The organism is Candidatus Omnitrophota bacterium, assembly GCA_028715965.1.
Lineage (GTDB): Bacteria > Omnitrophota > Gorgyraeia > Tantalellales > Tantalellaceae > JAQUQS01.
The window spans coordinates 19,923-33,389 of record JAQUQS010000008.1 but is presented as its reverse complement, the minus strand read 5'-3'; the positions used below and the strand labels follow the sequence as shown (position 1 = coordinate 33,389).

The following is a 13,467-nucleotide window of genomic DNA, read 5'->3' as shown; positions in this document are numbered from 1 at the left end:
ATAGCCGCTTATTGGCAAGTCCGAAGACATCAAACGAGGAGGATCAATTCTCCTCGATAATGGTCTCCTCGATATGAAGGCCTCTATCTTCCTTAATATCGATCTGGCACCGGTATTTACGCTGTATATCCCCCAGCATGACCGCCTGATCGGATATAAGCGCCTCATGAATGTCCGGATGCACGGTGACCAAAAGGCGTTTACGATGTTTTGTGCTTTTCGAAAGCACTTGGTCTATATGCCTTGCGGTCTCAATAGCTATGGTCTCTACGCTTTTGATCATACCCTTTCCGCCACAATACGGACACTCTACGTGGGACGAACCCTCGAGGCTTTTCCGCATCCTCTGTCGCGTCATCTCCACTATCCCGAATTGCGAAATAGCGCGCAGGCTTATCCTCGCCTTATCTTCTTTCAGGTTCTCCTGCAATATCCTGAAAAGCTCGTCCCTATGGTCTTTTCTTTCCATATCGATGAAATCTATTATTATGATCCCACCCATGTCCCTCAATAAAAGCTGTTTGGGTATCTCCCGCGCGGCCTCGATATTAGTACGGAAGGCGGTCTCCTCAAGGCTCTTTTTACCAACATAACTGCCGGTATTCACGTCTATGACAACGACTCCTTCTGTCTGTTCTATCACAAGATATCCACCGTTCTTGAGCTCAACTTTGCGCTCGAATATCTGGTCAATCTTGCGGTCGAGGGAATATTTCGTGAACATAGGGGTCTTTCCCTTGTAGAGCTTTACTTTTTTACGCAGGGACGGCATAAATGCCCGGAGGAACTTTATTATCCTGGAGTATTCATCTTTCGAATCGACAACAAGCCGCACGACATCGTCGGTGAAGATGTCCCTCAATAGACGCAACACTACGCCATATTCCTCATAGACAGTAACAGGCGCCGATTGCTTTTCCGCGCGCGACCTTATCTTTTCCCAGAGGCTCACGAGATACTTGGCCTCGTTCACGAGCTCCTGCTCACTTCTCTTTTCCGCCACTGTACGCACTATACACCCAACGTCCTTAAGACATCCTATCTTCTCGATTATGCCGCGGATACGCTTGCGTTCCTCCCTGTCCGGTATCCGCCTCGATATACCTATGTTCTTATCGAAAGGCGTAAGGACGATATACCTCCCCGGGATGCTTATATAGGTCGTAAGTCGCGGACCTTTGGTCCCGATGGCCTCCTTCACGACCTGCACCATGATCTCCTGGCCCTGCTTCAATATATCGGATATCTTCTGGTGTTGTTTATGCCTTTTTTCGGAAGATTCGTGCTTTTCCCCATCCGAATCATCCATAAGCATTTCCTTGAGCATGGAAGGCTTGTCCAGGACATCACTGACATGAAGAAAACCGTTCTTTTCCATGCCGATATCCACAAAGGCGGCTTCTATCCCGGGCAATATGGATTTTACCTTTCCCTTGAATATACTTCCCGCGTAATGTTCCAGCCCCTTCCTTTCCATGAAAAAATCCACCAGGTTGTTCCCTGCCATCACGGCAACCCTCTTTTCTACGGGGCCGACGTTTATCAATATCTCCCTGGAAACGTTCTGAACTTCCTTGTGTTTTCTGTTCCTAGCCATCATATATGTTCCTTCTCCTGATCTTTTTATCATTTATCGATCGTTAATCCATGTATATCTATACCCTGCGTCACCTGACGCCTCAAAGACGTGAGGACCTCTTCCTCCCGGACCCTTTCCTTCAGCCAGAACACAAGCTCCTCATGATCACTCTCCACCCCGAGCTTAAGCGCCTTCGGCATGCTGATCTTCACCCTCGGGGTAAACCCTTCCGTAAAAACCAGCGGCAGGCCGGAGCGTCTTAATGCCCTCCTGAAAAGCGTCATAAGGTCAAGATGCGAGATAAAGACCATCTGGCCTTTTTTACCAAAATCCGCCTTGTACTTCGTGTTCATGCTGTCAGCGTTAACCATAGATATGGCATTCCCCTATGGAGCGACGGGAGGGACGCGGCGCTCCGCCGCGGCTCAAAATGTTCATCATATACACCCCACGCTTCCTCCCAATGATGCCGTGGGGACGGGAAAGCTCCTCATTTTTCTTTTCTAAAATCCAGGAACGGTCTCTTCTTTTTTTTCGGCGACGTGGCCTGGACGTTGACCACCTTGACCTCCGCCTCTTCGCTCTTCTCCACCAGAGTTCCCGACTGTACCGTTTCCGCGTCACCCCGTGACGAGGCGTTGACAAAATCGTCCTTGTACCTATCGTACAGATTACTCGTACCCGAGAGGTCCATCGAGGCCTTGCCCTCATCCAGAAGATGCACAGTCACAAAAAACACTATCTCGCTGCGCATGGTCACTTCCGACTCGTACTTGAACGCGCTACCGATCAGGGGTACCCCGCCCAAAAGATCTCCCAGGATCGGGAACCTGTTGTCTTGCTTAGTTACGTTCTTACGGATAAGCCCTCCGATGAATATGGTCTCTCCGTCCCTCACCCGGACCACCGTATTGGCCTCCCTGGAACTAAAAGTAAGTGAAAGGGTGGTCACGCTACTATTAGCCAATGTAAGCTCGCTGAATCCCGAGTTAGTCGACACCTCCGGCAAAAGGTTCACCGAGATGTCGCCCGACTCATTGACATGCGGTATCACCGTAAGAAGCACTCCGACCTCTCTTGCCTCGTCCTCGGACTCGAACTCTACAGTAACAATGCTCGGGTTAAGGGTCTGGGTCGTCTCCTGCGTCTTCTGAAGCATTATCTTGTCTATGACCTTTATCGTCGCTTTCTGGTTATTCAGCGTAGTTATACGCGGGCTGGAAAGTATCTCAGTATCCCCGCGGTTCTCAAGCAGGCTCAATGTCGCGGAAAATGTACTGAAATCCAGCGTGCCGTAACTGAAAAGCGGCGAATCCCCTATCGACGGGTTAAGGGGATCGATACCAGTGGAATTATCGATGAACGGGAAATTCGAGCTGGAAGTCCCCACGGTATCCGTAGGATAATACTGCTTCTGCCCGTCACCGAACATCTTGATCACGCCCGAATTAGTAAAGGGGAACGTGGTAGGGCGTCTTGCGCCCGACGCCGATATAACAGCGTTCCAGTCCACGCCGAAACGTTCATCGTCATCCAGTTGTATCTCTATGACCTTGGCGTCAAGCATGATCTGCGGCGTTTTCTTGTCTATCTTGGCTATCAGGTCCTGTACCATGCTTATACGTGTCGGGATCGCAGATACGATGATCGAATTCGAACTGGCGATGAACGTGGCGTTTTCTCCCTTCTGCCGGTCGAGCAGGGAGTTAATGGCCTTCATGAGCTGTTGTATGCTTTCCTCCTTGGCTTCCACGCCTACCGTATCACCCTGCGTACTCTTGGTGAGTTCTATCTCGCGTATTATGTTATTGAGCGGTATCACCTCGGTCACGGGCTCCTCCGCGCTCAACTGGCTCCTGGGGAACACGCGGATGATATCCCCTTCCCTTGAATAGATATATCCGTAATTACGCGTAACTATGTCAAGTGCTACATCCCATGGCTTGTCCCTGAGGCGCATGGTAACCTGGGCCTCGACACCCGGCGATGGGACTATATCCACTCCACTGACCTCCGAGAGGTAGTGGAGTACCGTTTTTATGTCGACATCCTTGAAGTTGACCGTTACGTTCCCCGCGCCGGGAAGAGGGGTCTCCACTTGCGGGATGTTCTCCGCCGGAGAGACCGGATCGACCACACCCTGTCCCTGCACCTGCGCGCCGGAGTCCAAAGGCAGGAAAAGAGCCATCATCGTCACCGGCAGGGCAAGAGATACCGTTCTTATCAGCGTGGTGAATGTGGAAAATTTTGTCATAAGAGCTCCTTTTTCGTATACAATATCGTCATTCGTAAAGGCGTACTATATATTCGTCGTCGCCTATCTTCAAGGTGACATAATTATCGGCAATGGTCATCATGGTAACCCGCCCTATCTTTGTCCCTTCCCTCATTATCTCACCGTTTATTATCGCCTCTCTAACACCGTCCGCGGCCATAAGTATGCCCTGGAGACGCACATCGTCCACCATCAGGACCGACTCCACTCCCTGGACCGTGCTTTTCCTGGAAGCCCCTACCAACGGCACAAAAGGGTCCCTGCGATCGGAATGTTCATATTCTTCCGCGCCGGACATCTCGTGCGACCCGAAGACACTGAGCGCCAGCAGGAGCATAATTATCATTCTTTTCATATTCTTCCCGACATGTTCACTCTTTCATGTTATCCGAAGCGACATATGTAAGCAGGACCATGCGTATATCATGCACCCTCGGGGTCTTGCTGCTATTATTGATCTTAAGGTCCTTGATCGTTATGACCCTTTCGCCGCTTTCCAGCCTGGAAATAAAATCACCCAACTGGTGATACCCTCCCTTGGCCGTAAGGACTATAGGCACCTCGTGGTAGAACGTCTTGTCATCTTTTGCCCCCAGTTCGGGCATATCGATAGGCGTAATGCTCAATATCTTAATATTGGCCCCCTCCGCCACGGACGATATCCCTTCCAGAAAGGTCGATATCTCTTTCTGGTCCGGGAGCCCTCTGGAATATGTTTCCAGTTCCGCTCGAAGTTTCGCCAGTTCCTCGGATGTCTTCGCCAGTTTTTTGACCTTCTCGTTCAACTGGGTGATCCTGATATTGGCCTGGGCGATACCGGTGATGTTCGATCCCAGTCTTAACACACCAGGCACTATGGCAATAGCTATGTAGATCAGGCACACCGCTGCCCCGACACCCAGGATAAGGTATTCCCTGTACTGTTCTTCCTCAAGAAAGGCCCTGACCTTGTCCGGGAAATGGTCCATTATGCTCATTTAGACCTCGTTTTTTTCTTCTTCGGCGCCGTCTTTTTAACAGCTTTTTCCTGTTCCGGCGCCTTGAGCTTACAATCCAGCTGGAACCGCATGACCTCCTGCCCCGTTATCTTGCTGTTGTTTATGCTGTCCAGCTCGATGTCGTCGAAATATTGCGCGAACTTATTATTACTCTTTAAGCTGTTTATGAACCTCGCGACAAGCGCGGTAGCCTTATCGCTTTCCCCGAGAGCGTACCCCTTTATATCTATTGAGACCGGTTCACCCTGCAGTTTTTTACCCTTGGCGCCGGACACCTTAGAGACGACCTCAAGCTCGTAAAGCCACACATTGGATATCACGGACTGGTTGAGCCCGGAAAGAATCCTGGTCCAGTTTAACTGAGGTCTTGATATCGACTTGAGGGATCTTACCTTGTCCTCGATCAATTTGGTGTCCGAACTGATCTTGGCGATCTTGGCGCGCTGGGGTTCCATCTGTTCCCACTTGCTCTTCAGGCCATCCAGGGTCCTACCCGTGCTCTTGGCGAAGAAAAGTATACCCGCGTGAAGCAATATGAGCACCACCACCGCGAGGGACACGACCGGCACGGCCTTGATCTTCGGAAGGGTCAACCGGACGGTCGGCCTCGCCTTTACCTCTTTTTCTTTTCTTTTTTTTCTGAGCTCTTTAGGGAGCAGGTTTATTTCTATCATGTTTTTTCTCTACACGTTCCTGAGGGCCAACCCTACACATACGGCAAGCCTTGAAGCGATCATGCCCATATCCTGTTTAGATAAGGTCTCAGCGAGTTTCAACCCTTTTACCGGGTCCCACGTCTCGACGGGGACCCCTAAACGTGAACCAAGATATTCCAACAGGCCTTCACGGTATACAAGTCCCCCTGAACAGAACACCCGGGATATCCCCTTGTTGTACCTGTTCTCGAAATACCCGAATGACAATTGGATCTCCTTGACCAGGTCGTCCAGTATCTGGAGCATTATCCGCTGGGCCCCTTCCTTGTTGGACTGGTCCAGCCCCATCTTGATCTCCTCGGCCTTTGCTAACGGCACCGAAAGATCACGGGATATCGCCAGCGTCATGTCCCCTCCCCCGATCTGTACCTGTCTTGTAAAGCATGGCTGGTCCCCGGTGGAAATAAGTATATCCGTCTGCGAATGTCCCAGGTCAAGAAAAACCGTGCCCTCATCCTCCGAAAGCCCTCCGGTAGAAAGATAGGCATTGAACACCGCGAGCGCGTTTATATCGATAAGGCCTACGTTAATGCCCATCCTGTCGAATATCCTTATAAGGGGATCAACAGCCTCTTTTTTTCCCGCGGCCAGGAGCACCTTCATCTGTCCCGGCTCCGGGGCCTTACCCATTATTACGAAATCCAACACAACTTCGTTCACGTTGAACGGTATATATTTCTCAGCTTCGAAAGCCAACGCGTTCTCAAGCTGCTCTTTGGTCATTTTCGGAAGATTGATAAAACGTACTATGACGTCCGGTCCTGACATGGATATGTTCACGGTCTTCGGCTTTATATCAATCTCGTCGAAAGCCTCCCCGATAACGTTCTCCATCTTATGATCCTTGCCATCCAGCGGCAGGTTCTTTATGTTATAAGCGGTGACGGTCCTATCGTTCTGTTCCCGGGACACGGATAAGACCTTAACGGAATAAGCGCCTATATCCACGCCCACTATATCTTCTTTATGGTTTTTCGGCATGTGTGTGTTGGTCTTTTTAAATTAATAATATTACTATAACTCACCCAAAGCGTATCACACCGGCACGTATATTGTCAAGCCGGCCCGGAATAAAAAAAAGAGGGCGCGTACGCGCCCTCTTTTTGTCGAATATCCGATACATCCTTATCCTTCGGCAGGTGGTTCTTCCTCTTCAGCCGTTATCGTGCCATCCAGGTTCAGGGTCCCGCGTCCCGGTATAGTGGCCGTTGGTTCAGTGCTCATATCGCCTATGGTATACGTTATTCCACTCGGTCCTGTCGGGAACACCTTCAGGTAGTCATCCACCAGATCAGCCTCGGCCGGTGTCGCGTCCGTGGCCGCACCAGTATCCAGAGCCCAAAGCGTCTTGGCTCCCTCTATCTGCTTCAGGTTGGCCAGAGCTGCCTTCTCCTGCGCGGTCTCGCGCGCTTTCACAAAGTTCGGTATCGCTATCGCGGCTAAAAGACCTATAATTGCGACTACTATCATTATCTCCACGAGAGTGAAACCGCCTTTGCCCATCAATTTACGCATCTTCATATGTATCACCTCCTCTCTTTCGGATAGGGATCATTTTTAACCTCATCCCCACCACTAGCAAGTATACATTCCGATATTTCCCATTGCAAACCAAGCGTTCATTTTGTTAACTTCTAAATAGCCAGATGAGGATAGCGCGGATCAGGCCTGTATAAGCGTGCTCATCTTGAATATAGGCAGGAACATACATATCACTATACCACCTATAACGATCCCCAGGAACGCGATCACAAGGGGCTCAATAAGACTTGTCAAGGCATCGACCGACGCATCGACCTGCTCGTCATAAAAATCCGCGATCTTGGTCAGCATCGTTTCGAGCTGTCCGCTTTTTTCACCCACAGCTATCATGCGGGTGACCATGCCCGGAAAAATACCGCTCTTCTGCATCTGGACCGCTATGCTCTCCCCTTCCCTTACGCTTTCCTTGACCTCATTTATGGATTTTTCTATTACAGTGTTCCCGGACGTTTTAGCGACTATCTCAAGGGCCTGAAGAATGGGAACACCGCTACGCACAAGCGTACTTAGTGTCCTTGTGAACTTGCTCACCGCGACTTTTTTGAAAAGCACCCCGAAAACAGGAAGTTTCAATTTGAGGCCGTCAGCCTGTAATCTCCCCTTTTCCGTGTTAACGTACCATTTGCCCGCGAATACGGCAAGGCCAATGACCACCGCGACCTGGACAAAAGACCCCCTCATGGCGTCACTGAGGTTTATAAGGAACTGTGTCGGCGCCGGAAGCGCCGCGCCGAACCCGGAGAACATATCCTTGAAAACGGGGATCACCTTGAGTATCATTACCATGGTGATCACGATCGCCATAAAGCTCACCACCGAAGGATATACCAGCGCCGATTGTATCTTTTTCTGGAGAGCACTGGTCTTTTCCAGGTATAACGCTACCCGGTCAAGCACCTCATCAAGCATACCGCTTGATTCTCCCGCGCGCACCATATTCACGAAGAACGTAGTGAAGACCGGCTCATACTTCGCCATCGCGTCCGAAAGGCTGGCCCCCGTATTCACGGCTTCCCTTATATCGAGAAGTATCTTTTTGAAAGAGAGGCTTTCGACCTGTTCCGCCAGGGTATCCAGCGAAGTTACCACGGTGAGCCCCGCGCTCATCATTGTGGCAATCTGGCGGGTGAACAGCACTATTTCCTCTGTTTTTACCTTAGCTCCCTGTTTCGACAAAAAAGAAAGAGATGAAAGGAACGAGCCTTTTTCGCTGACCTGCTCGAGCCTCAGGATCATCAGGCCTTCCCCCCGAAGCAGATTGAGAGCCTGCTTGTTGTCGGAAGCGTCCACCTCTCCCTTCAGGGTCTGTCCCACTTTATCTTTCGCTATATATTTGAATTTGGACATCTTATCCTTTTATCCGCGCCTCAGGTCACCCTTAGCACTTCCTCGTACGTTGTCAGCCCGTTAATGAACTTCGTCATGGCATTACCCCTGAGATCCCTAACACCCTTTCCGACCAAGTACTTCTTTATATCGAACTCGGAGCTGCTCGCATTGATCATCTCCCTTATCTTCTCATCAACCAGCAGGGTCTCAAGCACACCCATCCTGCCCAGATATCCCGTACCGTTACATCTCTGGCAGCCGGCTCCCTTGAAAAACTCGTCTTTGTCCCGCGCTTCCGGGTATCTTGCTTTTATCTCCGCGACAAGCGCTTCAGGAAGCCCTGCTTCCGTCTTGCAATGCGGACATATCTTACGTAGCAGTCGTTGCGCGCAGGCCATTATAAGACTGGACGCCACAAGGAACGGCTCTATGCCCATGTTCACGAGCCGCGTGATGGCTCCTACGGAATCATTGGTATGCAGGGTACTTAGCACCATTTGTCCGGTAAGCGAGGCCTTAATAGCGATATCCGCGGTTTCCATATCCCGGATCTCTCCGACCATTATGACATCAGGGCTCTGCCTGAGCACGGCCCTGAGCCCGCCGGCGAAATCAAGCCCTATCTCCGGTCGCGCCGCTATCTGGGTTATACCTCCCACCTGGTATTCTACCGGGTCCTCTATGGTGACAATGTTCTTTTCCGGGACGTTCATCTCGGTAAGAACGGAATAAAGCGTGGTCGACTTACCGCTCCCGGTAGGACCGGTAACAAGTATTATCCCGAAAGGCCTGGACAACGCTTCGCGGAAATCACTCATCGGGCCTGGCAGGAAGCCCAGGGTATCGAGCCCGATGGAAAGATTGCTCTTGTCAAGCGCCCTTAGTACCACCTTGTTCCCGAAATTGGTCGGGAGCACCGAGACCCTGAAATCTATTTCCTTGTTCTCGAGCTTTATCCTGAACCTGCCGTCCTGGGGAACACGTGTCTCGGTGATATCCAGGTTCGACATGATCTTCAGTCTTGCCAGTATGGCGTTCTGGTTGATCTTCGGCAGGTCGAAAATATTATGCAGCCGTCCGTCCACCCTGTACCTGACCCTGAGCGTCTTTTCCTGCGGTTCGATATGTATATCACTCGACCTGCGCTTTATCGCCTCAGAGATAATGAGGTCCACCACTTTAACTATCGGCGCGGTAGTACTCTCCTTGGTAAGGTCCATTATATCGGTACCCTGTGCATGCTCGATGATCTCTACGCTGGACTCCTCGCCCTCATCAATTATGGTACTTATATCCTCATCAGCCTCATCGTAAAAAGAAGAAAGTATGTCCTGTATATCCTTTTTCGTGGATAATACCAGTTCAATGTCGCATCCCGTTATGGTCTTGATATCATCAATGGCCAATATGTCCGTCGGATTAGCCACCGCCAGGGTTATTTCCTTGCCTATCCTGGATATCGGCAGGACGGAATATCTTCTCTCCAGTTTTTCCGTTACAAGCGCCATAAGGTCCCTGTCAAGGGAGATACGCGATACATCTATGGGCGGAATATCAAGGGCCGTCCCAAGCACTCCCAACATCTCTCTTGGCGGTATGATGTCGCTTTCCATAAGAAAGTTGACTATGTTCCCCGAAAGCTTCCTGGTCTCATCGACAAAGGACTCCAGCCTTCCATGATCCATGCTCGGGACATGTTTCAGGTTGTCTATTATCTTTTCAGTAAGCGTGTTACTCATACTTAAGCCTCAACGCGCCATAACGGTAATGCGCAGCACATCCTCCAGGGAAGAGACCCCCTCCAGCACGTTATATATACCATTCTGCCTGAGGGTGCTCATGCCTTCTTCCTTCGCCTGCCTCTCGATCTCATGTTCCTGCGCGTTCTTGAAAATAAGTTCTTTTATCGCGGGCGACAACTTCAGGCATTCCGCGATGGCCACCCTGCCCTGATACCCTGTCCCCACACATTTTTTACATCCTATCGGGCGGAATATCTGTTTTATCCCTCCCTTTTCATCGAACAACCCGTATTTCTCGGCCACGTCCCTGGTCGGCATATAAGGTTCCTTGCACTCCGTACAAAGTTTCCTGAGGAGCCGCTGCGCGGCCACCAGCTCCACTGATGCCGTGATAAGGAACGGTTCGATCCCCATGTTGACCATCCTGACCACTGACCCGGCGGCGGTATTCGTATGGAGCGTACTCAAGACAAGGTGCCCTGTAAGCGCGGATTTTATGGCGACATCCAGCGTCTCATGGTCCCTTATCTCCCCTACCATTATAATGTCCGGGTCCTGACGCAGTATGGACCTCAGGCACGCGGAAAAGCTGAGACCTATCTCATCGTTTATACTGACCTGGTTTATCCCCTTGAGCTCATATTCCACGGGGTCCTCGACCGTAACTACGTTCTTTTCGGGATCGTCTATATACTTGAGAATGGAATAAAGTGTCGTCGTTTTACCGCATCCTGTGGGGCCGCATACAAGTACCATCCCGTGGGGCCGGCGGGCCGCTTCCCGCATATCAGCCTTGGCGCTCTCTCGAAACCCAAGGGAGTCAAGATCTATCATGGCCTGTTCCTTGTCAAGCACCCTGAGCGCGATCTTCTCGCCAAAACTGGACGGCACTATCGATACCCTGAAATCCACCTTGCGGTCCTCGATCTTTATCCTGAACCTGCCGTCCTGGGGAAGACGTCTTTCCGCTATATCCAGATCGGACATGACCTTTATCCTGGAGACTATGGCCTGGTGGAATTTCCTCGGAGGCGTATATCTTTCGCAAAGCACGCCGTCTATCCTGTACCTGACCCTTGAGCTCCTCTCAAGCGGTTCTATGAGTATGTCACTCGCCCGCTCTTTTACTCCTTTTCCTAATATCATATTGGTCAATTTGACCACAGGCGCGTCCTCGGTGATCCTCAAAAGATCAAGGGAAGAGAAATCGTCAGCGTCATCCTCCACCATCTCCATCTTGGCGCTTTCCATGTCCTCTACGATGGCGCTTATTTCCTCGTCGGCTGATTTTTCGAAATATTTCAGGAAAGCGTCCTTCATTTCGTCTTCCGTGACTATCACCGGGCTGACATCCAGGCTGGTGATTATCCGGAGATCGTCCAGGGCGAAAATGTTCAGGGGATCCACCATAGCCACCGTGAGCTGCTTACCCATGCGGGATAGCGGCAATATCTGGTAGGTCCTGCACACGCGCTTTGGGATAAGTCCCAACACCTCGTCACTTATGTTGAACCGGGACAAACGGAACGGGGGGAACCCCATTTCCTCGCTGAAGACCGTCAAGAGATCTTCTTTCGACACTTTCCTCATGTCGATCAGTATATCACTTAAGCTTCCTCCTCTTTCACCACATATCTTACTGGCGTGCTTGAGATCCTCTTCGGATACAAGCTTCTTCTTGAGAAGGAGGTCACATATCCTTTTTGTAATGAAAAGCGACATAGGTCAGCCTCTGGTCTTATCCCTGCTTGTACAGCTTGTCTAACGCTTCATATATGGAACTCACCGTAGAGATGAAAGCCTGTACCTTTTTCGAGGTCTTGGATTCGGCCTCTTCAATGGCCTTTGTGTTAAGAGGATCCGACATGGCAACGGTAAATATACTGCCTATCATATCCAATGGCACCATGCTGTATTTGCGCGCCATTTCTTCGGGCAGGACTTCGGCCAGTTCTTTCTTGAGCTCGTAACTTTCCAAGGGCAGGAAAGGGAACCCGTATTGCATGGTAAGCGCCAGGACTATATCTCTTTCTTTCGCGTAACCCAGTTTTATCAGCACATCCCCAAGAAGGCCCCCTTCCGTCCTCTGGACCTCTATGGCAAGCTTGAGCTGCTCGGACGTGACCACCTCGTTGAAAACGAGTATCTCTCCCAGTTTTTTCAACATCTTCCGTTCAGGTATCACTTCTCTCCCTTCCCGGCCATGACTATCCCAGCATCTTAATAAGCTCTTCCGTGTTCGGGGACCGTGCCAGGGCCTCATCATGGGTAATCTCCCCCTGGAAGACCAGGTCGACCAGGGACTGGTTCATCGTCTTCATGCCATACTTCTGGGAGGTCTGGATTATTGAATATATCTGGTGTTCCTTGTTCTCCCGTATCATGCTGCGCACAGCTGGCGTCGCGACCAGCACTTCGGCGGCGAGCACCCTGCCCTTCTTTCCCGCGCGGGGAATGAGCTGCTGGGATAATATGGCTATAAGCACGAATGAAAGCTGCACGCGTATCTGCTTTTGCTGGTGTGACGGGAAAACATCCACGATACGGTTTATCGTCTGTATCGAATCCGACGTATGGAGCGTTCCCAGCACAAGATGTCCCGTGTCGGCTATTACGAGAGCCGCCTGTATCGTATCCAGGTCCCGGAGCTCACCGATAAGGATCACATCGGGATCCTGACGGAGCACATGCCGGAGCGCGCTGCCGAAAGAATATGTATCCTGGAAAAGCTGACGCTGGTCAATTATGGATTTCTTGTTCTTATGCACGAATTCTATCGGGTCCTCTATGGTGACTATATGGCATGTGCGGTTCGCGTTTATCTCGTCGACCATGGCCGCTAGCGTTGTGGATTTCCCGCTTCCCGTAGCCCCGGTAACAAGCACGAGTCCACGGTGAGTATAGCAGAACTTCTGTACCACATCGGCGGGTAGGCCGCATTCGGCTATCGTCATTATATCAAGAGGAATGAGCCTTATCGCGCAACCGGTAGCGTTCCTCTGGGTGAAAGCGTTGCACCTGTAGCGTCCCACATCCCCCATGGCTATGGAAAAATCTATCTCTTTTTCCGTTTCCAGCCGGTTGATCTGCTCCTCTGTAAGCAGGCTGTATATTATTTCCTTGGCTTCTTCGGCGGACAACACCTGCTCGGTCACCGGGACAAGATCATTATCTATCCTGTAATGCAGCGGCGCGTCGGCCCCTATGTGAAGGTCGGAGGCCCTTTTTTCAGGCATATCCGCCATGATCTGCTTGATATCCAGGTCCATACTCACCTCTCCGTTGG

At 50.9% G+C, this 13,467-nt stretch carries 13 protein-coding genes; all 13 read right to left on the bottom strand.

What is annotated here, in order from left to right:
• Positions 1-43: 43 nt before the first annotated feature.
• A complete protein-coding gene (locus tag PHH49_05440) occupies positions 44-1,600 on the bottom strand; it encodes an Rne/Rng family ribonuclease (GenBank protein ID MDD5488386.1) in 1,557 nt (518 codons plus the stop codon).
• A 26-nt stretch (positions 1,601-1,626) separates the two neighbouring features.
• Entirely contained in the window at positions 1,627-1,950 is a 324-nt protein-coding gene (locus tag PHH49_05435) for a TIGR03936 family radical SAM-associated protein (protein ID MDD5488385.1), read from the bottom strand.
• 119 nt (positions 1,951-2,069) lie between these two features.
• The gene (locus PHH49_05430) at positions 2,070-3,833 is read right to left on the bottom strand and encodes a hypothetical protein (GenBank protein ID MDD5488384.1); all 1,764 of its coding nucleotides are present in this window, start codon (positions 3,831-3,833) and stop codon (positions 2,070-2,072) included.
• Between the two features lie 28 nt (positions 3,834-3,861).
• Entirely contained in the window at positions 3,862-4,209 is a 348-nt protein-coding gene (locus PHH49_05425) for a hypothetical protein (GenBank protein ID MDD5488383.1), read from the bottom strand.
• 16 nt (positions 4,210-4,225) lie between these two features.
• The gene (gene pilO, locus PHH49_05420; protein MDD5488382.1) at positions 4,226-4,831 is read right to left on the bottom strand and encodes a type 4a pilus biogenesis protein PilO; all 606 of its coding nucleotides are present in this window, start codon (positions 4,829-4,831) and stop codon (positions 4,226-4,228) included.
• Positions 4,828-5,526: a hypothetical protein gene (locus PHH49_05415; protein ID MDD5488381.1), complete on the bottom strand. Its 699-nt coding sequence runs from the start codon at positions 5,524-5,526 to the stop codon at positions 4,828-4,830. Before PHH49_05415 ends, pilO begins: the two co-directional genes overlap by 4 nt.
• Before the next feature lie 9 nt (positions 5,527-5,535).
• Complete coding sequence (gene pilM, locus PHH49_05410; GenBank protein ID MDD5488380.1) at positions 5,536-6,549, bottom strand: type IV pilus assembly protein PilM; 1,014 nt, start codon at positions 6,547-6,549, stop codon at positions 5,536-5,538.
• 144 nt (positions 6,550-6,693) lie between these two features.
• The gene (locus tag PHH49_05405; GenBank protein ID MDD5488379.1) at positions 6,694-7,089 is read right to left on the bottom strand and encodes a prepilin-type N-terminal cleavage/methylation domain-containing protein; all 396 of its coding nucleotides are present in this window, start codon (positions 7,087-7,089) and stop codon (positions 6,694-6,696) included.
• Positions 7,090-7,230: 141 nt separating this feature from the next.
• The gene (locus tag PHH49_05400; GenBank protein MDD5488378.1) at positions 7,231-8,457 is read right to left on the bottom strand and encodes a type II secretion system F family protein; all 1,227 of its coding nucleotides are present in this window, start codon (positions 8,455-8,457) and stop codon (positions 7,231-7,233) included.
• Between the two features lie 20 nt (positions 8,458-8,477).
• On the bottom strand, positions 8,478-10,178 hold the full coding sequence (locus tag PHH49_05395; GenBank protein ID MDD5488377.1) for a GspE/PulE family protein: 1,701 nt from the start codon (positions 10,176-10,178) through the stop codon (positions 8,478-8,480).
• Positions 10,179-10,187: 9 nt separating this feature from the next.
• Entirely contained in the window at positions 10,188-11,903 is a 1,716-nt protein-coding gene (locus tag PHH49_05390; protein MDD5488376.1) for an ATPase, T2SS/T4P/T4SS family, read from the bottom strand.
• Between the two features lie 16 nt (positions 11,904-11,919).
• Positions 11,920-12,366, bottom strand: coding sequence for a hypothetical protein (locus PHH49_05385; protein ID MDD5488375.1), 447 nt, complete (start codon positions 12,364-12,366; stop codon positions 11,920-11,922).
• Between the two features lie 22 nt (positions 12,367-12,388).
• The gene (locus PHH49_05380; GenBank protein ID MDD5488374.1) at positions 12,389-13,450 is read right to left on the bottom strand and encodes a type IV pilus twitching motility protein PilT; all 1,062 of its coding nucleotides are present in this window, start codon (positions 13,448-13,450) and stop codon (positions 12,389-12,391) included.
• Positions 13,451-13,467 lie beyond the last annotated feature (17 nt).

Coding starts and splice junctions, on each gene's coding strand:
- PHH49_05440 (MDD5488386.1), bottom strand. CDS start 1,600: ATGATGGCTAGGAACAGAAAACACAAGGAAGTTCAGAACGTTTCCAGG.
- PHH49_05435 (MDD5488385.1), bottom strand. CDS start 1,950: ATGGTTAACGCTGACAGCATGAACACGAAGTACAAGGCGGATTTTGGT.
- PHH49_05430 (MDD5488384.1), bottom strand. CDS start 3,833: ATGACAAAATTTTCCACATTCACCACGCTGATAAGAACGGTATCTCTT.
- PHH49_05425 (MDD5488383.1), bottom strand. CDS start 4,209: ATGAAAAGAATGATAATTATGCTCCTGCTGGCGCTCAGTGTCTTCGGG.
- pilO (MDD5488382.1), bottom strand. CDS start 4,831: ATGAGCATAATGGACCATTTCCCGGACAAGGTCAGGGCCTTTCTTGAG.
- PHH49_05415 (MDD5488381.1), bottom strand. CDS start 5,526: ATGATAGAAATAAACCTGCTCCCTAAAGAGCTCAGAAAAAAAAGAAAA.
- pilM (MDD5488380.1), bottom strand. CDS start 6,549: ATGCCGAAAAACCATAAAGAAGATATAGTGGGCGTGGATATAGGCGCT.
- PHH49_05405 (MDD5488379.1), bottom strand. CDS start 7,089: ATGAAGATGCGTAAATTGATGGGCAAAGGCGGTTTCACTCTCGTGGAG.
- PHH49_05400 (MDD5488378.1), bottom strand. CDS start 8,457: ATGTCCAAATTCAAATATATAGCGAAAGATAAAGTGGGACAGACCCTG.
- PHH49_05395 (MDD5488377.1), bottom strand. CDS start 10,178: ATGAGTAACACGCTTACTGAAAAGATAATAGACAACCTGAAACATGTC.
- PHH49_05390 (MDD5488376.1), bottom strand. CDS start 11,903: ATGTCGCTTTTCATTACAAAAAGGATATGTGACCTCCTTCTCAAGAAG.
- PHH49_05380 (MDD5488374.1), bottom strand. CDS start 13,450: ATGGACCTGGATATCAAGCAGATCATGGCGGATATGCCTGAAAAAAGG.